Below are 24294 nucleotides of genomic sequence, written 5' to 3' on the forward strand. Positions count from 1 at the left end.
CTATTGCATTGCTTTACCTGTCCTGGTGTAAACTCAGGCGGTTTCCGTCAGGGTCTATCACCGCGGCAAATTTACCCCATGGGGTTTGGTCTATCTTGCCCACAGTAATTCCCTTAGCCGTCAGTTCTTCGATTTCCCTGGCCAGGTCATCCGTTTTAATAACCAATCCGTTAATGCAGCCCGGCGGCATATTATCAAACCAGGTTACCAGCGTAATGCTCACATCACTGCCGGGAAGGCCAAGCTGCACCCATTGGCTTCCTCCTCCAAACGGCGCCTCTACCAACAGGCTGAACCCTAATTGCAAATAAAATTCTTTTGAGCGGGCCTGGTCGGTCACCGGGATAGAGATAATTTCAATTGATTTCATGGTATTAGTTTCGGATGATTTACTCTACTTTATATCTAAAAACCTGCCGGCCTAAATTACCATCGCTGTCTATTCCCTCTATTACTACCCTGTAGGTGCCTTTGCCATCGGCGTTAAAAAACGCAACGGAAGCATTGCCTTCCTTATCGGTAACGATATTGGGTTTCCAGTAAATGGTGGTGCGCAGGTCGGCTACATTGGCATTGGTTTTGGGGTCGTCATACTTGGGCGCATAAAACTCCCTTGAACGGTAGTACCCTTTAGGCGCGTAGGTAACAATGCCCGGCGCGTACCGCACCAGGTCTGAACTTGACCCGCCCCTTTTTGTGGTGATCACCAGCACGCCGCCGCTGCCCCGCATTCCGTACATGCTGGTGTAGGCAATGGTACGTAATACTTCCACGCTTTCCACATCCATCGGACTAATATTATCCAGCGTAAAATCTTCAGACATGGTCATCCCGTCGAGCACAATCTGCATTGGCTTGTTGGGGCTCCGGGTAGAGTATGCCATACCCTCTCTGAATATGACAAAGCTTGCCCGTCCCTGCAGGCACATTTCCAGCGTTGGGCAACTGGATAACTGGTCGCTTTTGATAACCTGGTCGGCATTGCCGGGCCCATTAAGGTTGCTGGAATTTTCAATAGGCAATTTCTTTTTCTCGGTAATCACCACCTCTTTTAAAGCGGTTACATGGTTACCCAGGCCGTACTTTAACTGTTCCTGATACTGACTTTTACTGTTTTTCAGGTAGCTGCTTAATACACTGCTGGTACTTACCTGTATATCGGGCGCGTTTTTATTTTTGGTAACAATGGGGATGCCTGCGTTATCCAGCTCAATCTCAACATCCTTGCTGTTTTTAGCTGTACGCGCCTGCACCACAAACTTGATACTATCTTTAAACACCAGGTTCTTAAATGCGAAACGGCCCTGGTCGTCCGCAAGGGAATCCATTAAAAAGAAACCTCCCGAAGTGGTAAAGATGGTCACCTTAGCCTTAGGCACCGGCTTGCCCCCGCTGGTTTTTATAGTGCCGGATATGCTGAGCGATTTTTCGGGCTGGAAAGCCTGCGCCGGGAAGGCATCGTTCAATACCTGTTTCCATACAAAGCGGCGGTATCCCTGAGTAAGCATCAGCGCGTCCAGTTCGGCCTGTGTTTGTTCGGTTGGGTTTGTAAAGTAGTAATTAGGCTTTTCTACATAGCCTTTCAGGTCGGATGTAAGCAGCAGATGGCTAAGTATGGTGGTTTCCGCGCTTTCATCAACCGGCACTTTTGTTTCATCCGTTACCGCTACCGAAAAACTGCCCACTATGGGCTTGTCTGCCGCGTCTTTTGCACTAAGGCCCAGTTTTACCTGCTGGCGCGGACCATAGCTTTGCTTTTCGGTTGTTATAGCCAGTTTAAGCAGATCGGGGTTTTGTATAAATATAATACGTTCGGCCAAAGGCTCGCCTTTGCCCGAGAATAAGGTAAACTGCACGATGCCACTGGGGAAACGGCTTTTTGGTATCACGGCCGCGAAAGAACTCTTGGTAATTTTGGTTTTTGCCGCGTAATAAACTTTCCCGCTTTGCTGTGCCACCACGCTAATCTCGTCGCCCTGGTCCACCAGGGTTTGGCTGGCCCCTATCCTCATCATTAAATTGGCGGCATCAGTGCTGATCACGCTGAGCGTATAACCCACATCGGCCGCCACGGGTAAGGCTACCGTGCTTTCCGAGCCATCGGCCATCGTTAATACCGCCTTGTAGGTTTTACCACTCTCGGGCGCAAACACTACATAACCCATACCAAAATGCGATGAGCCTAACCTGGCTACATCGGTATTGGTATTATCCTTCACAATCCCTTTAATATCAACACCCAACCCATCGGCCCCGGTAGCTTTAAACGCTACTTTACCGCGCAATCCGTTCACCATATTACCGCCTTCGGGGAAAAACTGCACATCTACTTTATCCGATGCCGCCTTTATGGCCAGTGTTTGTGTACTTGTTTTTTTATCGTCGTATTTTATGCTGGTGATAATACGGCCGGCCTTTAACATGCCCGGCATGTTATTTACAAAGCTTACGTTCAGTACGCCGTTAGCATCGGTTACGCCCTTGCCCTTGGCTATGCTCCTGAAATCCAGCTGAACATCATAACTCACCTCCTTATTGGCATAAGCAATCCCATTTAAATTGGTATAGGTAATAGCAGCGTTTATTTTTGGCTGCCCGTTTTGCGTAGTATACTGGTAGTTTACATTGGTAAAAATATTATTGTTTACCGAATTGCCGATGACAAAGGTTTTATCAAAAAAATACTCGTCGCCGGCGTTGCGCATATAATTGGTATAGGCGCGGATACGGTAATTACCGGCTTTCAGGCTATCGGGCAGGGCAAAATCGCCCCAGGTTACGCCGTTAGATACGGGCAGTTTTACCGATTGCTTAACCGAGTCCTTTTCGTTAATAAGTTCTACATTCAGCACCGCGCTCAGGGCCGATAGCTGATGCTTTTCGCCAATAGTGATATAGGCTTTAAACCAGATATCCTCGCCCGCGGCGTAAAAAGGCTTGTCCATATGCAGGTACACTTTTTCCTGCGGATCGGTATCGGTCCATTTACTCAGTTGGGTAATGATCTTTTTAATGGGATCGTCGTCCGCGCGGACAAAAGCAAACATTACCGCAACACACAAAACAGCAATAATGCCGGTGATTATTTTTTTAGGCTTCATTGGTAAAAATAAATACTAATCTACGCAAAAATTAGGGTAAGAAGTTACAGGAAAGCTTTTGATACTGAACGAATTCATTAATTCTTCATGCGCCTCTAATATTCGCCCGCATAGGGTTAACACAACTTAACACAATTCGGCAATTTTTCGACTCAAACATTTGACAATCAGAATATTAACTTTTTATCGTGTTAACCCTAAATAAATCATTATTTTATTCATGATAACTTGGCATAAGTTACTCATTTACAAATAATTAACACAGATCAAGCAGTCGCAAGGTGGTTTGTGGTAACGCCGGGGTGGTTATACTGTGTTGCTCTGCTGATCGGGGATTGTTCGCTATCGCTCACCATGACGGGGTGTTCATACACACGCTTAAAGTCCCGACGGGATTTCATAACTCAGAATGACAAACTATATAATATAATAAACGATAAGCACGCATCAGTGATTTCCTAAAACTTATTCTTCCACATCATACTCTCAACCGGACGGGTGGTAGGGTTATTGTATTTGGCGTTATCCTTACTGTTGTACAGGGTCTCAATATCGCCCTCCACCACAAAATAGATCAGCTGACCAATGGGCATACCGGCGTAAATGCGTACGGGTTGCGCGCAGGAGATCTCCAGCGTCCAGGTATTGCAAAAGCCTACATCGCCCTTGCCGGCGGTAGCGTGGATATCTATCCCCAAACGGCCCGTGCTCGATTTGCCTTCTAAAAAAGGTACGTGCTTATGGGTTTCGGTGTATTCCACCGTTACGCCCAGGTATAGCGTACCCGGTTGCAGCACAAAACCATCCTTAGGGATCTCGAACGAGTCTATCTCGTTATGCACTTTGGCATCCAGTACGCGGCTGCGGTAATTGGCCAGGTATTTGCCTAAATGCACATCGTATGAATTGGTTCCCAGGCACTCGCGTTTAAACGGTTCGATGATAATATTACCCTTATCAATCTCTTCTAAAATGCGCTTGTCTGACAAAATCATATTCCTTGGCTTGTGCTGACTAAAATAGAATTATTTGGAGTAATTTTGCCATGCTAATTGTAATTAATATTTATGGCTATAGCCTACAGCAAACAGATAGATGACGATACCGAATTCGCCCTGTGGAAAATAGAGGAGAATGCTGAAGACCTGTACGCCCAACTGCAATTAGATGAGGGCGAAAAAGCCTTTGTAGAGCAACTGCGCCACGGCAAACGCTTTTTACACTGGCTGGGTACCCGCGTATTATTACGCACCATGTTGCGTACCGACGAATATATCGACTGTAAGATTGATGCCCATGGCAAACCTTACCTGGTTAACCTGCCCTATCATATCTCGCTCAGCCATTCGTTTGATTACGCCGCGGTAATGATCAGCAAAAAAGCCCCTGTTGGGATTGATATTGAACAGATCCAACAAAAGGTAGAACGCATTGCCCCCCGCTTTTTAAACCCGGGCGAACTGGCTGCCGCCATGCAGGATACACATCGGGTAAAAGCCCTGTACGCCTATTGGTGCGCTAAGGAAGCGGTGTATAAATGCTATGGCCAAAAAGAGGTTTCATTTGCCGATAATATCAGTTTGCAGCCATTCGGCTTCACGCCGGAAGGCAGCATACAGGCACGATTAGAAAAAGGGGATATAAAGTTAGATTACACCGTGCGGTATTTACAGTACCAGGATTATATAGTGGGCTACGTTAAGGGAGAATGATATGAAAAACAAACAGGTATTTTTCCACGATTGGGGGATGGTTGATTACCAGGAAGGCTGGGATAAACAGGAGGCTATTTTCAGCGAAACTGTAAACCTGAAGATTGCCTTGCGTAACCAGGCCTTAGCCATAGCCGGTGATGAGCCTGCCGAAGAAACGCTGACGCCCAATTATTTGATATTCTGTGAGCATCCGCATGTTTATACCTTAGGCAAAAGCGGCCACCCCGAAAATTTATTGCTGGACGAGCAGGGCCTGAAGGAAAAGAAGGCCACCTATTACCAAATTAACCGCGGCGGCGATATTACCTATCACGGGCCGGGGCAAATTGTGGGTTACCCGATACTGGACCTGGATAACTTTTTTACCGATATCCACCTGTACCTGCGCACGCTGGAAGAGGCTGTAATACTAACTCTGGCCGATTATGGCCTGCAAGCCGGCCGCTATCCCGGTTATACCGGTGTTTGGTTTGATGCTGATAATGACCGTGCCCGCAAGATCTGCGCGCTGGGCGTACGCTGCAGCCGATGGGTAACCATGCATGGTTTCGCCTTTAATGTAAACCCCGATCTGGATTATTTTAAAAACATTGTACCCTGCGGTATTGATGATAAGGCCGTAACCTCCATGCAAGCCGAGCTGGGCCGCGAGGTAGATATAGATGAGGTTAAAAAAATCCTAAAGCACCATATTTCCGTACTTTTTGGTATGGAGATAGCAGGATGAAAACTTTATTTTTAATATGTATAGGGATAGGCACTTTATTGTCCTGTTCAAAAACCATAGCGCCAATACCCGAGGATATTACCAACGCACCTGTTAACATACCAATTATGCCTGCTGTAACACCTAATACCATCAGTTATCTTGCCCTGGGCGATTCCTATACCATTGGCCAGTCGGTTGATCAAAAAGATTCGTTCCCATACCAGTTGAGCGCTAAACTAACTAACTATGGCGTACAGCAACCCACTATTATTGCCCAAACCGGCTGGACCGCCGATAACCTGATAGCTGCCATTAACAGCAGCGGCATAACAGCCAATAAATACGATATCGTTACCCTGTTGATTGGGGTGAACGACCAGTACCAGGGCTTAAGCCAGGCCAATTACCGCATTAAGTTTGTGCAATTACTCAATACTGCCATAGGCTTTGCTAAAGGCAATAAAAACCGCGTGTTTGTAGTGTCCATTCCCGATTATGGCGTTACGCCATTTGCCAACGGCGCCGGGGCAACCATCGGTCCGCTGATCGATCAGTTTAACGCGATAAATAAAGAGGAAAGCGATAAGGCGGGCGTAAATTATATCAACATTACCCCCATATCCAAACAAGCCGCTACCGATAAAACCCTGACCGCTATTGACGACTTACATCCGTCGGCAGCCATGTACGCGTTGTGGGTAAATGCGATTGCGCCGGTGGTGATTGAGAAGATTAAGAGTTAGACTGCTAAAATTGCTACCCCATATTACACTTTTAACAATAAAAAACTTCCTACTAACAGGGCTATGCTTAACCCAATTAATATTTTCATTGTTAATCTATCTTTAGTGCCTCCAACCCTGTCTTCGATTTTACTACGGTATCTATAAAGAACGCCTTTACCGGCAGTAAGAGGAATAAATTCCGGTAATTAATTACAACGCTGACCAAGAAGAGAATTGAGAGAATGCAACAAAGCACCTAACAAGCACTGGTGCTATATGGTATCAAGGATAAGAATAAAACACCTGTAAAAAGCTAAATTATTTAAATCCCTTAAATGCTTTTTTTAAAGAATCTGTTATGGATTTCTTAGCTTCTTCTGCAAAGACCACTTTGGCTTTATTTAAAAGTGTTGCTCTAAATTCCTCACAGCAGCATTTAAAATCAAGTTTTGAGCCGTTTACGGCTATTACTGAATGCTTGTGATGCATTGGACAACTCAATCTTTCTAACTGAGTTTTAATTGATGATAATGATAATCCCATACTCTAATATACAGGAATTGCTAATATAAGTAGCTAAATGTTTATGACTTACCCCGTTGTTAATAAGTTCTCTGTAGTAACTAATACTATTAGTACTAAATTTACATCAACCAATTAGCAATGTTGTTGATTGTAATTAAACGCCCAATGAGTGTAGTTAGAAAAGTCGGTAGAGATTCAGGCAATGGTCAATTTGTCCCTATTAAGGAAACAGTTAAACATCCTCGGACAACAGAAGTTGAAAAGATAAGATACCCATCTCCTAAGAAATAAGCTGGTATTCTTTCAAACTAAATTTTATGGAAATTAATTAACTGCCCCTCACGAAGAGTAAGGGGCTTTTTTTATGCTAATTACTTGCCATGTAGAGCGGATAAAAAATATGTTTGTCAGGGAATACCAATGTGAGTTTACCGCTTGTAAATGAAAAGAAACCATCCCCGCCTACAATTTCCAAATTGTTATTATTTAATTTGCAGGTAAAAGTTTCGTATAATTCATTATCCGCGTAACACTTAACCTTTATCGGAGAATACCGAAAACATTTAAATCATAATTATGGAAACTATTACTATAAATATACCTGCACCAGATTTTGACTTCTCAGAATTAACTGAAAGAAAAGCACAAGAGGTTTGCCAAGACGACTTAGATTCATACGCATTATTATGCTTTGGTAACCAGAATTCAGATGACTATCGTAAACTCAAATGGAGACTTGAAAGTTATTTTATTGAGTTGCCCGATGATTCACAACGATTGAATTATTTATCATTTATATTAACTCATTTAATGGATGAAACAAACGAACTTAAAAGTCAATTTGAACAGAAGCAGATGAATGAGCCAACCTATAAAGATTTACTTAATCAGTTAAATGCAGCTAAACTATTCTTCTATATTCAAGCTAAAAGTATTGGTTATAATTTTAATAAAGATGCTTTCTCAATCGAAGAAATTGCTAATATCAAAACTAAGCTAACTCAAATAGTTGATACATTAGAACAATTGAAGATGGGTCAAGAAATCATTTACGACAGATTTGATGAATTTGAACACGAAATCACTTCGTTAGAAACAGATTTTATATTTGGCAAGAAAAAATGGTATCAAAGGTTAACGGGGGTTTTAGTAGATTATTTGGGGGAAGAAACAGCCAAACAAATTTTAGATGCATTAAAGCCTTTATTGAAAGACCTATTTGTTACCAAATTACCAAAGTTATTATCTTCACTTTAGTTCAAAGGCAAATATGTCCCCGCCTGTAGGATATTCAACGATATAACCCTGTTTTTCCAATTCAATCAAAGTCTCGTCTAATTCCTCGTTGGTTAGATTAGTTTCTTTTTTCAATGTGATGAAGCTGGCAGAACCCTTATTATTATTACCTGCAAGTAATTCGAGTTGGCTTAACACTTTACCTAAATTGTCCATATTCATATCAAATAACAAAACTAATAACAAATAATAAGTTTTTGCAAATTTACTTTATCGTAACTCTTAATTCTCTTCTTGGTCAGCATTGTCATTAATTACCTAAATTCCCTATCATTTATATACCAAAATGCTAACCTGATGATGTGATACAGGAAGAACATCAATAAAGGAAAAACTGATAAAAAGTTTATATTGTTAATTAATAAAGCTAAACTCAAAAGTAACCATACAATAGAAAAATAAATACTTCTAAACCTTAAACCAAAATGTGTAGTTCCGATAAAATTAAAATTTAGGAGAGCTATTATAATTGTTAAAGTCTCTCTCGTTTTTTCAACCTTAACCATGTTTTGTGCAATCACTAATCCGGTAAATGCTACAATGTATAGTAGATCTTGCCAACTTAGTTTTCTTATTTCTAAATGAAATATGGTAAATCGGCGCATTTTATTAAATTATTCGAAGTAATAGAAGATGCTCAAACAACTTGCTCTGTAGCAGCATCTTTAGTGTCGGCCTGCAATGCCTTCTTGATCTCTTTTAGATCGGTCTTGAGCGTATTTAGATCAATAGATAGTTCATTCATAATTTCACCGCCCGATTCTTTAAGCAGGATAAGGTCGTACATCAATTTTTGCCGGTTAGACAATAGATTGAACCGGGATTTTGCCGGTTTCTTCGATTTACTTTGCTCAATTTCCTTTATCCAATCATCAACCCTGGCCATTTTCAGCCTCACGCTGGCAGACAGGCATACTAAAATAAGGATCACTAAGGTTAATACCCCTAACGAATAGTTGCTCCATAACCATTTAGGTTTTAACCCATCAATGGTGAAAGCAATTGAAAAGCACAATAATAGCACGGCCGCTAAATCCAGCTTCCTGCGATGTCGATATAATCTGTTATTCATTGTTTATCCTTTAACACTCCCTGCTATTTCCGTTATCGCTTTTACCAGCTTATCCAAATCGGCAATGGTAGTGTACACGTGCGGGGTAATGCGCACGCAGCTAATGTTTTCTAATACGATGGTGGTGGTATGGATCTTATACTTGCTAAACAGCGCGCTATCCAGGTCACCGGGTTTCATGCCATCAATACTTACGCCGCAAATAGCGCATGAATACTCGGGCTTTAACGAAGTGTGCAGCTTTACACGCGGTACTTTTTGAACCCTGCTGGCCCAATAATTTTTGAGGTAACGGATCCGGTCTTCCTTGCGTTTGCTGCCAATAGCCAGCTGAAAATTAACAGCTTCGCCTATCCCCTGTTCTATCGGAAAGCTGCGGGTACCGATGTTCTCGAACTTGCGGATATCGCCGCTAAGCGGATTATCATCGCACAACAAAGTCCACACCTTGCTGATCTTCTCTTTTTTGATCCACATCATCCCGCTGCCAATTGGGGCCGACAGGAACTTATGCAAACTGGTGCCAAAGTAATCGCAATTGAGGTCGGGGATCTTAAAATCCAGCAGACCGAACGAGTGCGCGCCATCTACAATTACCTCAATACCTTTGGCATGGGCCATATCGCAGATCTTACGCACCGGCATAATTTGCCCTACCCAGTTAATAATATGGGTTACGTGGATCAGTTTAGTCTTGGGTGTAATGGCATCGGCATAGGCTTTTACTATTTGCTCATCATTCTCAATCGGGAAATCAAAACTGATCTGCTTGTAAACAATCCCCTCGCGCATTTGGCGCTGCAAATAAGCCTGCCGCATGTGCGGGTAATCCTGCCGGGCGCCTATCACCTCGTCGCCCTTTACCAGCGGCAACCCGAAAATGATGGTATTGAGTGCCTCGGTGGCGTTACGGTTTACGGCAATTTCTTCGGGCGATGCACCGGCCAGCAGGGCCAGTTTCTCGCGCAGGGGTTCGCGGCCCTGATCAAGGATGCGCCACATATAGTACGATGGGCCCTCGTTAGCCAATTTATTATACCGCTCTACCGCCTCCTGCACCACAATGGGCGATGGCGATACGCCGCCGTTATTGAGGATCATGATATTAGTGCTTACGCTGTAAGCCCGCTGGATCACACCCCAAAAGTCTTCATCCTGCGCTACCTGTTCGGGTGTAAGGTGGGCAATCCGTTGTTCGGCATTGCGCCAGGCTTCAGCGTGGGCCTGGTTAAACAAGCTGGTAGCCGAAAAAGCGCCCGTAAGCACGGCGGCCTGTTTAATAAATGAGCGGCGGTTGTTGGTCATGTGAACGAATTTAGGATATTGCCCGGTATAAAACAAGTGCTGCCGGTCAGGCCAACAAATGGTCATACAGGAATCATCAACTCCACAGGTTCGTTCGAAATATCATCGCGTTTAATTATCAGTGCCCGTTTAACCATACTCCCTTACTTTTTAGCTAAAGTATAGGTAGCCTTCAGATCGGTAGGACTAAATATATCGCTTCCAACAGGCGAAACACTGATACTCGTAAGGCCACCGCCGCCGCCACCACTAAGTGATGAGCCACCTACAACAATAGTCCCCTGTGGTAATTTTTCACCGTTCACAATAATGCTGTAATCAAACGCTGAGTTTTCATCCAGCAAATGTTTAATATATTTTAGCGGCAGGCAGTATTCAAACGTCATGGTACGCGTATTATCGGTTAATACGGCGGCTTTTAGTCCAAATTCGTTGTAGATCGAAACATCCGGATCGGTTATGTCGGTAAAGCCTTCTATCGCTATTTTCTTGGCCGATTTACCCAGCCATTGGTTAACTACAGCAACTACGCTATCGGTATTATTATTTTTATCGCGCAGCGGAAGCACAATTTCTGTCCGTTCGTTTAGGGTAACCAGCGGGTAGGTCATTTTAACAGGCTTTATTTTTTTATCCTTGTGGCTTTTAATAACCAGACTAATCCCGCCGTAAAATATTTTACCAATGCCGTGGGTAGGATCAGCCTGTATGGTTAAGTAAAGGTTCTCCTCATCGTTGGCCATTACGTAGGTGAGTAATGTTGCCGAATTATAAGCCTGGAATTTACCAGCCCATTCGGTAGGTTTGCCATCTGTTTTCACATTAGCCGGCGCATATATCGCTCCCTTTTGTTCGGATGGCAGTTTTTGCGCGGTAACATTTAATGTAATGCCCAGCAGCAGGGCGGTAAACAGGTATGGTTTTAAATAATTAATCTTCATGATAAATTGATTTTAATGGTTAATAAAATAGCACGAAGCTAAACTACGAAACATTCGTAATAAACTACGAACTTTTCGTAGTTTATTACTGTAACAATTTTATGGGGTATAGGGCTGGGGAGCAACAGGTATAGTTACCGTGCGTATTGTTCTACCATTCCCGCTACAATCCGGGCGGTTTCATCGGGAAAGTTTACTTTGATGTTGTTATCGGCAGCGAGCCAGTTGTTTAATGCAAGGCCAAAATGATCGTTAATTTCATGCACAACCGGCACGCCCAGCTTTGAAGCTGCCAGGGCATTGCATTGTTGCTCGTACTGGCCCTTCATGGGTATCATCATTACTTTTTTACCCAGGTAAAGCGCTTCGGCCGGGCCTTCAAAGCCGCCGCCGGTAAGCAGGCCGCTGCAACTGGCCAGGCTGTTATTAAAGCTTTCGTTATTTACGGGCATAATATGCACATTGCCATCGCGGTAAGCGGTTTTCTGCCGCTTGCTGAACACATGCCACTCTACATCCGTTTTTTTAAGGTGATGGGCTAAAAACTTATCATCATAAGCGGGCAGGTAAACCGTGTAGTGGCCTTTATCGCTGGTTTGCATAGCTCGGATCTCGCTGCGGATAACCGGGGTATGGATAAAATCAGCATAGCGGTCGAAATGAAAACCGATATGATAGGTAGTGGGCGAATAATGCTTAAAAATAAACTCCGCGAAGCCTGATTTACCCACGCGGGGCGTATTTGGCGATACAAACGAGCATTGATGGCTTAAAGATACCGATGGGATCCCCCTTAGCTTGCAGGCCCAGGCGCTCACCGGTTCAAAATCGTTGACGATGAGATCGTATTGTTTTAGCGGCAACTGGTACATATCTTTAAACAGGCGTGGTAGATTCATCAGCTTAAAGGTGGCCCAGTTATCAACCCCGCCGGTAGTACCAAACACAAAGCTAAAGCCATGAAATTTATATTTAAGCGGTTGCGATAAGGATACTTCTGCCTCGGTACCGCTTACCAGCAGGTCAACATCGCCATACTGCTGTAGCAGCGGCACAATTTCGCGCGCGCGGCTGATATGCCCGTTTCCTGTACCCTGTATGCCGAATAGAATTTTCATTGGTTGATATAGTGGGGCAATATAGGAAAGAATTTGTTTGGGTTTGATGATGATTTAACCACAAAGGGCACAAAGTTTTTTCGCAAAGGTCACAAAGAAAAACAGGTAAATGATTTAAGTAATGCCTTTGTGAACTTAGTGTTTATATTCTTTGTGGGCTTTGTGGTTAAATTGCCCACACTGTTCCTATCTACACCTCCTGCCTGAAGCGCTCCAGCAGGATATTTACATCCAGTTTGGCTTCCAGGTCTTCGGTGTCGGTTTTATCGTCCTCGTCGGGTTCGGTGTTAAAATCTTCGGGGCGATAATTGAAGATCTTCCATTCCTTGTTATGATATTCCAATGCGCTCAGGCTTTCCACCCAATCGCCCGAGTTAAGGTAAAGTACGGATCCGGAATCTTCTGTCGACTGTATGGTACGGATCTCGGCGTGATGGATATGCCCGCAGATCACATAATCGTAACCTTTATTTACGGCCAGGTCGGCGGCGGTTTGTTCAAAAGCGTTGATAAATTTTACGGCGTCCTTAAATTTAGCCTTTACCTTTTGCGAGAAACTCATTTTAGGCCTGCCTATTTTAGTCAGCAGCCAGTTGGTCAGGCTATTGATCAGGATCAGGGTATCATAGCCTACGGCCCCCATTTTGGCCAGCCATTTGGAGTGCTGCATGGTTACATCGAACACATCCCCATGGAAGATCCAGGCTTTTTTGCCATCCACATTCAGCACCAGCTTATTCAGTAACTGGAAGGTGCCCAGGTTAAAATCGGCAAACTTGCGCAGCATTTCATCGTGATTGCCGGTTAGGTAATATACAGGGGTGCCTTCGGTAATAAACTTCATAATGCGGCGCATTACTTTCATGTGCGCCTCGGGCCAGTACGATTTGCTGAACTGCCAGATATCAATAATATCCCCGTTAAGGACGAGTATTTTGGGCTTAATGCTTTTCAGGTATTTCAGCAGCTCTTTAGCGTGGCAGCCGTAAGTGCCCAGGTGCACATCGGATAGGATGACGATATCTACTTCGCGCTTCGCCATTAAAATTGAGGGGGTGTTTGTCCGCCCGGCTTAAAAAACCGGTATAAATAAATATGGGGTATTTGCTGCCGACTATTCGTCTTCGTCGTCCTCATTGGTTTTAAACTCATATGGGCTGGCGTAAAACAGGAGTACAAACAACAGCAATCCTACAACAAGCAGATAATCAAAATGCATATCTAACAAATTTTAACAAAGTTCTTATTCTTAAATTATTATAGTGTTAAGACTGTGTTAAATGTTAAAAGTAACACTAATGCGAAAATTTATTTTCGATCCGCTGTAATTGTTTTAAATGATGTTGCAAATGGATGCGGATAAACTTAAGCCATTGCCCGGCATTCAGCATCCCCAGGCGCGGGTGCTTAATACGTCCGTTGTTTTCGGCGCCGCGCATTAACGGTATCATATCATCCAGCCGCTGGCGGCATTTAATGATCATATTGCGGGCTTCTTCCTTACTGATCTTAAGCGCCGGCATTTTTTCGGTCATTTTGTTAGGTTCTTTAAGCCGCGCTCCCGGTGGAAACATCCCGAAGAACAACACCAGTTTACCTAACCAGTTAGCTTTATCGGTAGTAGGCTTGCAATTACTTTGCGTGCACCGCTCTAACGCGATAGTTGATGCCAGGGTAGCCTGCATAATATGCGAATACACCTCGGCGTATGACCAGCCGCCGCCTGGCGGGGTTTCCGTAAACCGTTCATCGCCCACCTTATCTATCCAGGCACGATAGGTATCTAAAACAGCTTCGGTCTTTTTACGCTCGGCGGCTATCTTCATAATATCAAAGTTAACTCCTTTAAATGAGTTATTTGCAAAGGCACTTCATCGGGTTTTTCTAACCCCATCGGGTTAAAATAAATGGCATCTATGCCAAAGTTAAGGGCGCCCATTACGTCGGCTTCCAGGCTGTCGCCTATCATCAGGCTTTCGGCTTTGGTGGCCCCGGCCAGGTTAAGCGCGTACTGAAAAATGGCCTGATCAGGCTTATTGGCCCCCACCATTTCGGATACCACCACATGCTGAAAGTATTTGCCGATACCCGTGTTATTGATCTTTACCGACTGCGATTCCTTAAACCCGTTCGAAATTAAGTGCAGGGTATATTTAGCCTGCAGATATTCCAGTGTTTCGTGCGCGTGGGGGAACAGGTTGGTTTTAGTGGGGCAAAGCTGCACATAGGCATCCTCAAAGCCATGCGGCATTACATCAGGATGTACGCCCAAATCAAGAAAAGTTTGTTTAAAGCGTGCCTCGCGCAAGGTTTCTTTAGTGATATTGCCCAAATGATATTCGCGCCAAAGCTTGTGGTTATTGGCGGTATAGGTTTCGATAAATATATCGGCTGAGGTTAGGCCGATATCATTGAGCCGGTGGATCACAAAAAGCTCATGCAGGGTTTCCTCGGCGTTTTTATCAAAATCCCAAATGGTATGGTCAAGGTCGAAGAAGATGTGGGTGTATTTTTTCATTTCGGGTATCAAAACCCTGTCATTGCGAGGTACGAAGCAATCGCACACCCAAAGAGCGGTTTTGCATCGTTCGCGATTGCTTCGTACCTCGCAATGACAGGGTGGTTATTTCAAGACAAAATTGCGAAAACAATTTCGCAATTGACATTCCGACTTCCGCATTTTCCTACACCTTCTCCCCAAACGCCAGATCTCCCGCATCGCCCAAACCGGGGACAATGTAGGCCTTGGATGTCATTTCTTCATCAACCGCGCAAACCCACAGGTGGGCTTTGGGCAGGTTGGCACGCACGTGGTCAATCCCTTCGGTGCTGGCAATAACGGCGGCTATGTGCAGGTTTTTAATATCGTAAGTGGCCAATAGTTCTTTGCATACCTGTACAATACTTTGCCCTGTGGCCAGCATGGTATCGGCTAATATCAGGGTACTGTCATCTAAATTTGGGGTGCTGATATGGTCTATCTGGATCACAAAATCGCCGCTCTTTTTCACCTTACGGTAAGCCGTGATAAACGCCCCCGGCGATTGATCGAAAAAATTCAGAAAGCCTTGCTGAAAGGGCAGCCCGGCACGCAGAATGGTACCGATAACCGGTTGCTCGGCCGGGACGTTTACATTGGCAATACCCAGCGGGGTTTGCACTTCAACTTCGGCATATTTTAGCTTTTTGCTGATCTCGTAAGCCAGGATCTCGCCTAACCGTTCCTGGTTGCGCTTAAAGCGCAGGCGGTCCTGCTGGATGTTTACATCGCGCAGCTCGGCCAAAAATTTGTTGGCTATGGTATTGGTTTTATTTAGGATGAAAAGCATTTGTTTGTTTATCAGTGATTAGAGATTAGTTAATTAGTGATTGGTGTGCCCATATAACATTATCTGCAATTTAATGTTCAATACAAAATAAAGACAATACTACTGACATAGGGTTGTCGTTAGCTATCGCTTTATTTGTAAGGTGATACGAAATGGTGTTTAACAGCAATGTAAAACTAATCACTAATTAACTAATCTCTAATCACTAAACCGTATTTTTGTTTAATACATGGATTTTAAGCTCACCTCGATATATAAACCCACCGGCGATCAGCCCGAAGCTATCCGCCAACTGGTGGAAGGCGTTAATAATGGCGACCCGTTTCAAACCCTTTTGGGCGTTACCGGATCGGGTAAAACCTTTACGGTGGCCAACGTGATACAGCAAACGCAAAAGCCAACGCTGATATTAAGTCACAATAAAACCCTGGCCGCCCAGCTATATGGCGAAATGAAACAGTTTTTCCCCGACAACGCGGTGAATTACTTTGTATCGTACTATGATTATTATCAGCCCGAAGCTTTTATCCCCAGCAGCAATACTTATATTGAAAAAGACCTGCAAATAAACCAGGAGATAGAGAAGCTGCGTTTGCGCACCACTTCGGCATTAATGTCGGGGCGCAGGGATGTGATCGTGGTATCGTCCATTTCGTGCATTTATGGTATGGGTAACCCCGAGGATTTTGCCAACTCGGTATTTAAATTTGCGGTAGGCACGCGCATTAGCCGCAACGCCTTTTTGCACCGTATGGTAGAGATATTATACGCCCGCACCACCGCCGATTTTAAACGAGGTACTTTCAGGGTAAAGGGTGATAACGTAGAGATCTTCCCGGCCTATATGGATTATGCTTACCGCGTTTCCTTTTTTGGCGATGATATTGAAGAACTGAGCACCTTTGACCCGGCCAACGGTAAAACCATCGAAAAGATGACACACATGGTGGTTTATCCCGCTAACCTGTACGTTGCCCCGCGCGAGCGTTTTACGCAATCTATCTGGGCCATACAGGAAGAACTGGAGATGCGCAAAAAGCAATTTATTGCCGACGGCCGTTTCCTGGAAGCCAAGCGATTGGAAGAACGAACCAATTACGATCTGGAGATGATCCGAGAGTTAGGGTATTGCTCGGGCATCGAGAATTACTCCCGCTTTTTTGATGGTCGCGAGCCGGGTGCAAGGCCTTTCTGCTTATTAGATTATTTCCCCGAAGATTACCTGATGGTGATTGACGAAAGCCACGTAACCGTGGGACAGATCCGCGCCATGTACGGCGGTGACCGGTCGCGTAAGATCGCTTTGGTTGATTATGGCTTCCGCCTGCCTGCCGCGCTGGATAACCGTCCGCTTAACTTCCAGGAGTTTGAGCGGCTGGCCCCGCAAACGCTGTATGTGAGCGCTACCCCCGGAGATTTCGAACTGGAAAAATCGGGCGGTGTGGTGGTTGAGCAGGTGATCCGCCCGACGGGATTATTAGACCCTGTAATTGATGTGCGCCCGGTGATTAACCAGGTAGATGATCTGTTAGACGAGGTTGATAAAACCATTAAAATGGGCGACCGTGTGCTGGTAACCACCCTCACCAAACGCATGGCCGAAGAACTGGCTAAATACATGGACCGCCTGGGTATCAAATGTCGCTATATCCACTCGGAGGTGAAAACCTTGCAGCGTGTAGAGATTTTGCGTGGCCTGCGTTTAGGCGAGTTTGATGTATTGATAGGGATCAACTTACTACGCGAAGGTTTGGATTTACCCGAAGTATCGCTGGTCGCGATTTTGGATGCCGATAAAGAAGGCTTCCTGCGGTCGGAGAAATCGCTGATCCAGACCATTGGTCGCGCTGCCCGTAACGACCGTGGTCGGGTAATTATGTACGCTGATAAGATAACCGACTCGATGCGCATTACCATGGACGAAACTAATCGCCGGCGCGATCTGCAAATAGCTTATAATACCGAACACGGCATAACCCCAATGACGGTAGGCAAATCGCGCGAGGCTATCATCGAGCAAACATCGGTGATGGACTTTATAGGCGGGGTACAAAAAGCGTATGTGGAGGCCGATTCGGTAATCAACGCCCTGGCCGCCGACCCGATCGTTCAGTACATGAGCAAAAAGGACCTGCAAAAATCTATCGATAATACCAAAAAAGAAATGATGGCCGCGGCCAAGGATATGGACTTTTTATTAGCCGCCAAACTGCGCGATGAAATGTTCGCGCTGGAAAAAATGATGCTGGAAAAATTTTAATTAATGTGCAAATATGCAGATACGAGGATGTGCAGATGATTCTTTCATACGCACATATGCATATTTGCACATTCGCACATCAAGAACACATTTGCACATCCTTAAATATCACATTTGCACGTTTAATTCGTTAATAACTTATATTTGCACACAAAACTAAAATCAGATGATACTTATCCGCTTTCTGATCATATCCATTTGTATACTTTACATTATACGCAGCCTGGTACGCTGGTTTTTACCATCCATACTACAAAGCGTAATTAATAAAGCCGCGCAGCAACAGGGCCATCAGCAAAATTACCAGCAGCAACAACAGCGTAAGCCCGCCGAGGGGTCGATTAAAATTGACCATATCCCGCAAAATAAAAAGAACTCGGTCCCCGATTCTGAAGGCGATTTTGTAGATTACGAGGAAATTAAATAACCTACAACCATGTTACCCGAAGAACTTTATAAACGCAGGCATTACGGTACGCCCGAATCCATTATACTAATTATAGTTAATTATGTGGTAATGGCGGTAGCGATTGAAGTATTTGCCATGTGTACCAAAATCAACTGGTTTTTTTGGGTAATTGTGGCCGGTCTTGCTTTTTATAATTATTACACCATCCGCCGTAACCGCGACGAGTACGCTAAAAATAACATCATTGGTTATGTAGCCAGTCTGGCGGGTTTAATACTCATGTTTGTCCTGTTCAGACTGAAGGCGCAGCCTTGCTAATAAAAATCCGGAAAGTTTAGACAGAGGATGTCACCCTGAGCCTGTCGAAGGGTCGTGCGTAGGCCTGCCCACCATGGTTCGACAAGCTCACCATGACACCCTACCCGCTATCTGTCGTGCTGCTTGAGCCTTTTTTAAGCATTTCCCTACCGCGTTAACTATTATAATTCCTATTCTCGCTCAAATTTCTATTTTTGAGGATTATATTATCATTCAAAAACTCAAATGAATAACTGGTTCAAGCAAAATGGTGTCCACCTGGCCATCATCGGGATTTTTTTAGGAATCTGCTTTTTTTATTTTACACCTGCCTTTAATGGAAAAACGCTTGGACAAAGCGATGTTGTAGGAGCGCAATCCACCCAAAAAGAAATAAACGACTACAAAGCCAAAGGCACCACTATTTTGTGGACCAACCAGATATTTGGCGGTATGCCCGCTTTCCAGATATGGGCGCCGTATCCCAACAATATTACTACCTGGGTGGTTGGCGGCCTAAAGGCCACATTCCCCAATCCGGTTGATACTGTATTGCTTTTAATGCTGGGAGCCTATTTACTGTTCTGCGTTTTAAAGCTTAACCCATGGCTTGCGGCAGCAGGTGCCATAGCCTTTACCTTCTCATCCTACAACATTATTTTGCTGGTGGCGGGGCACTCAAACCAGGCTTTCGCTATCGCGTTTTTTGCGCCTATACTGGCAGGGATTATACTAACCTTGCGTGGCAATTACTTTACAGGCGGTGCGTTAACCGCGCTTTTCCTGGCCATGGAGATCAGGGCTAACCACATCCAGATGACCTATTACCTGATGCTGGGATTGGCCATTTTATTAGGTATTGAGCTTTATCATGCCATTAAAACTAAAACCACTGCGGCTTTTTTAAAATCGATGGCATACCTGGCGGGTGCATTAGTGCTGGCCTTATTAGTTAACGCATCGAGCTTATGGAGCACTTACGAATATAGTAAGGATAGCTATCGTGGTAAATCAAACTTAACCAAACACACCAAAGCGCCTAAAGACGGCCTGGATAAAGCTTATGCTTATGATTGGAGCCAGGGTGTGGGCGAGTGCCTTACTTTCCTTATCCCTAACGCTTACGGCGGTGGTTCGGGTACCGAAACGCTTGATCAATCGTCAGAAACTGTTAAAACCTTTGTAGCTAAAGGCATCCCTGAAGACCAGGCTTTAGGCGCCACCCAGCAGATCTCCAACCTGCAGGGTCTGTCCCTATACTGGGGCAACAAACCAGGCACGGCCGGCCCATGGTATTTTGGCGCGGTTATCTGCTTCCTGTTTGTATTTGGTTTAATTGTAGTGAAAAACAGGTTAAAGTGGTGGATACTTGGCACGGTTGTATTAACTATGCTGCTGTCTTTCGGTCGCAATTTCCCTTATGTATCCGACTTGTTCTTTAACTATTTCCCGCTGTATAATAAGTTCCGCGCCGTTGAATCTATTTTGGCGGTAGCCAGCTTATGTTTCCCTATCCTGGCCTGTTTAGCCGTTCAGGAGATCATTACTACAACTGATAAAACCGCCATCTTTAAAAAATTAAAGATCGCGCTTTATATCACCGGCGGTTTAACGCTGATCATGATCGCTATGCCCGATGCCATTCTGGATTTCCGCTCGTCCGATCAGCCGGCGGCAGTTGCTAACCTGGCCCGCGCGTTAAATAACGATACTGCTTTTGCCACCACCATAGCCAACGCTTTAACCCGCGACAGGATTGCCCTGGAACGCGCGGACGCTATCCGTACCCTGGTATTTATCCTGATCACGTTTGTTTTGATCTGGGCATTCATCAAACAAAAGATCAATTTAACCATGGTATCTGTTGCCCTGCTGGCATTGGTGCTGATAGATATGTGGCAGATAGATAAACGTTATTTAAAGGAGACCAGTTTCCAGGAAAAAGCAGATGCCGAAGCCTTAATAAAACCACGTGAAGTTGACCAGTTTATCCAAAGAGATACCGACCCGGATTTCCGTGTATTTGACGCATCGGCTAATTTAAAATACGATATGTTTAATCCGTTCTTCCATAAATCCATAGGCGGTTATTCAGCAGCGCGCTTAAAACGTTATGACGAACTGATAGATAACCAGTTTACCAGCGGTGTTAACCAGGATGTGCTGGATATGCTGAACACCAAGTATATTATTACTACCGACCCTAAAACCGGTACTGCCAGCATGCATGTTAGTTCCACCGCTTGCGGCCATGCCTGGTTTGTAAAAAAGGTAAGCTTTGCCGAAAACGCCGACCAGGAAATGCAGGCCATCAGCGCCTTTTCGCCAAAAGATGAGGCGATGGTTGATCAACGTTATAAAGGCAGCATTGATGAAAAAACATTAGGTACCGACCCCGCGGCGACGATCACTTTAACCAGTTACGCGCCCGATCATTTGGAGTATCAAAGCGGTTCAACGGCTTCACAAGTGGCTGTATTCTCTGAAATATATTACGAAAAAGGCTGGAAAATGCTGATAGACGGCGTAGAAAAACCCTACTTCCGTGCAGATTACGTGTTGCGCGCCGCGCAGATACCTGTAGGTAATCATAAAATTGAGTTTATTTTTCATCCTACCTCCTACTATGCCGGCGAAAAGGTATCCCTGGCAGGATCCATCCTGTTAGTATTAGCTTTAGGTGGCGCTGCCTATAGCGGCGTTAAGAGGAAGAAATAAGCTGATTAGATCCACAGATAAAAACGAAGAAAGCCGCTTAAATTAAGCGGCTTTCTTCGTTTTTGATTTTTGGGGTTATTCCTTTTCGGTGCTGGCGCCCTGGTTAATCGAGCCTTCAGCAATCTGGGTTAGCAGACTATCTGTTTTTTTCTCTTCCTGCAGGGTAGCATCCAATATTTCGGCCGCTTCGGTATAACCTAATGTAACAGCTAAGGTTTTTAAAGTACCGTACGATGCAATTTCATAATGCTCCACCTTTTGCGCGGCTGATATCAGGCCGGCATCACGGGTCATGCTGCCATCTTCAGTGTCTTTTATAATTTCCTGGCCTTCCTCTATCAGGCCTTCCATAGCCGGGCATTTTTTGGCTACTGCTTTTTCACCTATCGAGTCAAACACATTTTCCAGGCGGGTAATGTGGTTTTCGGTTTCGCCCTGATGAGTTTCAATCGCTTCTCTTAACTCATCAGATGTGGCGGCTTTAGCCATTTTTACCAATGCCTTGGCTAAGTGTTTTTCGGCCCAATAAATATCCTTTAATTCGTCGATAAATAATTCGTTCAGGGCCGATTCTGTTACCTTGGTTGTTGATTCGGGTTGTGTTGATCTTGATGTTCTCATGGTTTGTTATATTTAAGTTTTGATGTATGATAATAACCACCAAACACAACTTTAGTTTTTAATTATTTCTTAAAACTTAAATAAATTTCTTCCAGTAGCTGTTTTCGATTTTTTCAATTAGCTATTATATTTAAAAAGCAACCCGTTAATTAAGGCTTATTCTAATTAGCCTATTGTTATCAATACCGTATCCAAGGTTTTTCAGCGGAAAGCTGATGCCTCTTAACGTTTCAAATTCTGTAATATCTGTTTTAGCCGTCCAGGTGCTGCCGCCATCCACAGTAGTATATATACCCGGATAGTAATGGCCAAAATCACCACCTGAATAAGAGCCTAAACCAAACCCTACACCTTGTTGGGCATCAATAAACTGCAAGTAGAAGATATTGGCAAATGAGTTTGACAATTGCTGCCAGGTAACCCCGTTGTCGGTAGATTTGATTACCTTTTGCTGCCCCGAAATATAGGTGTACCCATTGCCTGTAGCTATAGCTGCATATCCGCTTGTGGCTGTTGTGGTAGCGACCTGCCAGTTAGCGCCGCCATCGGTAGTTTGTAAAATTTTATTGTGGAGGCAGGTAACGTAGCCATGTTGGGAATCGGTAAACTTTATATCGCTCATAATACTACCAAGGTTTGCAAAAGCGGTAGGCGACCAACTTAAACCGGCGTTGGTAGTTTTATAAATGGTATTATAACTGATGCAAAATCCCACGGTTGGGCTTGTAAAGTAAATGGCACTGATCAGCGTTGGGTCAATTACGTTAAGCTTAACCCATGTTTGCCCGCCATCGGTAGTACGCAGGATATATCCACCCGGCACTACGCAACCGCTACCAGCGCAAACGCTTTCGCCCCCAGTGGCAAAACCGGTAAGCGCATCTGTAAAAAAAATGGCCCTTACAGCCGTATTAACCCCTGTATTTTGGCTAACCCAATTTTGGCCTGCATTTGTGGTTTTATATATCCCACCGTTTACGCCGCCAACATAGCCCACCTGTTCGTTCAGGAAATGTACGGCATTCAGGGTTTCGGTAATGCCGGTTGTAATTACCCTGGTTTGTACATTAAGCGGTGTAGAAACGGAATCGGGGGTTTTGTCTTTTTTACATCCTGGTACGATCAGGAAAAGCACGATAATAATACACGCTGTTTTATAAAATTTGTGCATAACAATTTAAGTAGGTGGTGTAAATAATGGGGTGATACTTTTTAACTACCTATACGCACTGATTGTGGATTATGCTACAATGCAAAGGGATAAAACATGGTATATGACTTTATAATATAAGCACATATATCAGGCCCCTTTTTTACTACTTAAACTTTGCATCAATTGATCGTACAGATCATCGCTTTTAGTTTTACGTGGCTTTAGTTTTTTAATAGTTGGCCGTTTACCTTTTGCTTTGGCATGGATGATCTTGAGCAGTTCATTGTGGTAATCATCTTTAAATTTCGATACGTCAAATTTCTCGGCATATTGATTGATCAGGGCCAAACCCACCTCCAGTTCTTTTTTACTGACCTTTACATTTTTGGCCACGTTCAGGTCTTCGGCGCTGCGGATCTCCTGCCCAAAGCGGATGCGGGTTACCACCATCACATCATCAACCGGGTGTACAATACACAGGTTTTCGTTATTGCGCAATACAAAGCGGGCCAGCCCGGCCTTTTTCGATTCTTTCATGGCCTGTATCAGCAGCGAATAGGCTTTATTGTTTTTGGTATCCGGTTCGGCATAATAGGAGGTTTCATAAAACATGGGGTTCACCTCGTCTATATCAACAAAACTTTCTATTTCGATGGTCTTGCTTTTCTCGGGCGCGGCGTCTTCAAAGTCCTGTTCCTCCAGCACTATGTAATCGTCGTCCAGCTTATAGCCCTTCACAATTTTATCGTAAGGTACCTCCTTATGGGTATTTTCATTCACCCGTTGAAAACGGATACGGGAATGATCGCGACCATCCAGCATATCCAGATCGAGCGAGCTTTTTTGTACTGCCGAATATAATTTAACGGGGATGCTAACTAACCCAAACCCAATAGAACCTTTCCATATCGATCTCATAACGCGCTGATGTTGATTTGGTATAACCAACGAAACGGTTAAAGAGTTTGGAGTTCATCTAAATCTCACAAAAGCACAAGCA

Annotated in this window: 24 protein-coding genes; 8 read left to right on the top strand and 16 right to left on the bottom strand. The window is 44.3% G+C overall.

Going from position 1 to position 24294, the window contains the following annotated elements:
• Window positions 1–13 precede the first annotated feature (13 nt).
• The 3 genes from AC07M6_RS20980 to dcd all read right to left on the bottom strand — a co-directional run bounded on the left by AC07M6_RS20980 (window position 14) and on the right by dcd (window position 4096).
• Window positions 14–370: a glyoxalase superfamily protein gene (locus tag AC07M6_RS20980; RefSeq protein WP_494892853.1), complete on the bottom strand. Its 357-nt coding sequence runs from the start codon at window positions 368–370 to the stop codon at window positions 14–16.
• Between the two features lie 19 nt (window positions 371–389).
• Window positions 390–3101, bottom strand: a complete 2712-nt coding sequence (locus AC07M6_RS20985) for a carboxypeptidase-like regulatory domain-containing protein (RefSeq protein ID WP_494892854.1) — start codon at window positions 3099–3101, stop codon at window positions 390–392.
• Between the two features lie 458 nt (window positions 3102–3559).
• A complete protein-coding gene (dcd, locus tag AC07M6_RS20990; RefSeq protein ID WP_494892855.1) occupies window positions 3560–4096 on the bottom strand; it encodes a dCTP deaminase in 537 nt (178 codons plus the stop codon).
• Between the two features lie 72 nt (window positions 4097–4168).
• On the opposite strand from dcd, the gene AC07M6_RS20995 reads away from it, so the two are divergent.
• From AC07M6_RS20995 to AC07M6_RS21005, 3 genes are read left to right on the top strand one after another with little or no spacing between them, the layout of a single operon-like run.
• Window positions 4169–4813, top strand: a complete 645-nt coding sequence (locus AC07M6_RS20995; protein ID WP_494892857.1) for a 4'-phosphopantetheinyl transferase family protein — start codon at window positions 4169–4171, stop codon at window positions 4811–4813.
• A 1-nt stretch (window position 4814) separates the two neighbouring features.
• A complete protein-coding gene (gene lipB, locus AC07M6_RS21000; RefSeq protein ID WP_494892859.1) occupies window positions 4815–5543 on the top strand; it encodes a lipoyl(octanoyl) transferase LipB in 729 nt (242 codons plus the stop codon).
• Window positions 5540–6268, top strand: a complete 729-nt coding sequence (locus AC07M6_RS21005; protein WP_494892860.1) for an SGNH/GDSL hydrolase family protein — start codon at window positions 5540–5542, stop codon at window positions 6266–6268. The genes lipB and AC07M6_RS21005 overlap by 4 nt, the downstream gene beginning before the upstream one ends.
• A gap of 300 nt (window positions 6269–6568) precedes the next feature.
• On the opposite strand, the gene AC07M6_RS21010 is transcribed toward AC07M6_RS21005, so the two are convergent.
• Window positions 6569–6793, bottom strand: coding sequence for a hypothetical protein (locus tag AC07M6_RS21010; protein ID WP_494892861.1), 225 nt, complete (start codon window positions 6791–6793; stop codon window positions 6569–6571).
• Between the two features lie 558 nt (window positions 6794–7351).
• On the opposite strand from AC07M6_RS21010, the gene AC07M6_RS21015 reads away from it, so the two are divergent.
• Entirely contained in the window at window positions 7352–8032 is a 681-nt protein-coding gene (locus AC07M6_RS21015; protein ID WP_494892863.1) for a hypothetical protein, read from the top strand.
• Here the strand turns inward: AC07M6_RS21015 and AC07M6_RS21020 are convergent.
• The 9 genes from AC07M6_RS21020 to upp all read right to left on the bottom strand — a co-directional run bounded on the left by AC07M6_RS21020 (window position 8024) and on the right by upp (window position 15836).
• On the bottom strand, window positions 8024–8233 hold the full coding sequence (locus AC07M6_RS21020; RefSeq protein WP_494892864.1) for a hypothetical protein: 210 nt from the start codon (window positions 8231–8233) through the stop codon (window positions 8024–8026). The two genes, AC07M6_RS21015 and AC07M6_RS21020, sit on opposite strands and share 9 nt — an antisense overlap.
• Window positions 8234–8708: 475 nt before the next feature.
• On the bottom strand, window positions 8709–9143 hold the full coding sequence (locus tag AC07M6_RS21025; protein ID WP_494892865.1) for a hypothetical protein: 435 nt from the start codon (window positions 9141–9143) through the stop codon (window positions 8709–8711).
• Window positions 9144–9146: 3 nt separating this feature from the next.
• The gene (locus AC07M6_RS21030) at window positions 9147–10448 is read right to left on the bottom strand and encodes an aminotransferase class V-fold PLP-dependent enzyme (protein WP_494892866.1); all 1302 of its coding nucleotides are present in this window, start codon (window positions 10446–10448) and stop codon (window positions 9147–9149) included.
• A 143-nt stretch (window positions 10449–10591) separates the two neighbouring features.
• Entirely contained in the window at window positions 10592–11389 is a 798-nt protein-coding gene (locus AC07M6_RS21035) for a hypothetical protein (RefSeq protein WP_494892868.1), read from the bottom strand.
• A 134-nt stretch (window positions 11390–11523) separates the two neighbouring features.
• Window positions 11524–12507, bottom strand: coding sequence for a glycosyltransferase family protein (locus tag AC07M6_RS21040; RefSeq protein ID WP_494892870.1), 984 nt, complete (start codon window positions 12505–12507; stop codon window positions 11524–11526).
• 190 nt (window positions 12508–12697) lie between these two features.
• Entirely contained in the window at window positions 12698–13549 is an 852-nt protein-coding gene (locus AC07M6_RS21045) for a UDP-2,3-diacylglucosamine diphosphatase (protein ID WP_494892872.1), read from the bottom strand.
• 253 nt (window positions 13550–13802) lie between these two features.
• Window positions 13803–14333 (bottom strand): DinB family protein, encoded by a 531-nt coding sequence (locus AC07M6_RS21050; protein WP_494892874.1) that lies wholly within the window; start codon window positions 14331–14333, stop codon window positions 13803–13805.
• On the bottom strand, window positions 14330–15025 hold the full coding sequence (locus AC07M6_RS21055) for a YjjG family noncanonical pyrimidine nucleotidase (protein ID WP_494892876.1): 696 nt from the start codon (window positions 15023–15025) through the stop codon (window positions 14330–14332). Before AC07M6_RS21055 ends, AC07M6_RS21050 begins: the two co-directional genes overlap by 4 nt.
• A 166-nt stretch (window positions 15026–15191) precedes the next feature.
• Window positions 15192–15836 carry a uracil phosphoribosyltransferase gene (gene upp / locus AC07M6_RS21060; RefSeq protein WP_494892878.1) on the bottom strand — a complete coding sequence of 215 codons (645 nt, stop codon included), beginning with the start codon at window positions 15834–15836 and terminating at the stop codon, window positions 15192–15194.
• Between the two features lie 229 nt (window positions 15837–16065).
• Between upp and uvrB the strand changes: the two genes are divergently transcribed.
• The 4 genes from uvrB to AC07M6_RS21080 all read left to right on the top strand — a co-directional run bounded on the left by uvrB (window position 16066) and on the right by AC07M6_RS21080 (window position 21520).
• Complete coding sequence (gene uvrB, locus AC07M6_RS21065; protein WP_494892880.1) at window positions 16066–18096, top strand: excinuclease ABC subunit UvrB; 2031 nt, start codon at window positions 16066–16068, stop codon at window positions 18094–18096.
• Window positions 18097–18262: 166 nt separating this feature from the next.
• Window positions 18263–18523: a DUF4834 family protein gene (locus AC07M6_RS21070; RefSeq protein ID WP_494892882.1), complete on the top strand. Its 261-nt coding sequence runs from the start codon at window positions 18263–18265 to the stop codon at window positions 18521–18523.
• 9 nt (window positions 18524–18532) lie between these two features.
• Window positions 18533–18823 carry a hypothetical protein gene (locus tag AC07M6_RS21075; RefSeq protein ID WP_494892884.1) on the top strand — a complete coding sequence of 97 codons (291 nt, stop codon included), beginning with the start codon at window positions 18533–18535 and terminating at the stop codon, window positions 18821–18823.
• Between the two features lie 225 nt (window positions 18824–19048).
• Window positions 19049–21520, top strand: coding sequence for a hypothetical protein (locus AC07M6_RS21080; RefSeq protein ID WP_494892886.1), 2472 nt, complete (start codon window positions 19049–19051; stop codon window positions 21518–21520).
• Between the two features lie 75 nt (window positions 21521–21595).
• On the opposite strand, the gene AC07M6_RS21085 is transcribed toward AC07M6_RS21080, so the two are convergent.
• The 3 genes from AC07M6_RS21085 to ku all read right to left on the bottom strand — a co-directional run bounded on the left by AC07M6_RS21085 (window position 21596) and on the right by ku (window position 24212).
• On the bottom strand, window positions 21596–22141 hold the full coding sequence (locus AC07M6_RS21085; protein ID WP_494892888.1) for a YciE/YciF ferroxidase family protein: 546 nt from the start codon (window positions 22139–22141) through the stop codon (window positions 21596–21598).
• 145 nt (window positions 22142–22286) lie between these two features.
• On the bottom strand, window positions 22287–23312 hold the full coding sequence (locus tag AC07M6_RS21090) for a WD40/YVTN/BNR-like repeat-containing protein (RefSeq protein WP_494892890.1): 1026 nt from the start codon (window positions 23310–23312) through the stop codon (window positions 22287–22289).
• Window positions 23313–23441: 129 nt separating this feature from the next.
• On the bottom strand, window positions 23442–24212 hold the full coding sequence (gene ku / locus AC07M6_RS21095; protein WP_494892892.1) for a non-homologous end joining protein Ku: 771 nt from the start codon (window positions 24210–24212) through the stop codon (window positions 23442–23444).
• Between the last annotated feature and the right edge of the window lie 82 nt (window positions 24213–24294).

Source organism: Mucilaginibacter sp. GW821-FHT07H05, from assembly GCF_059418485.1.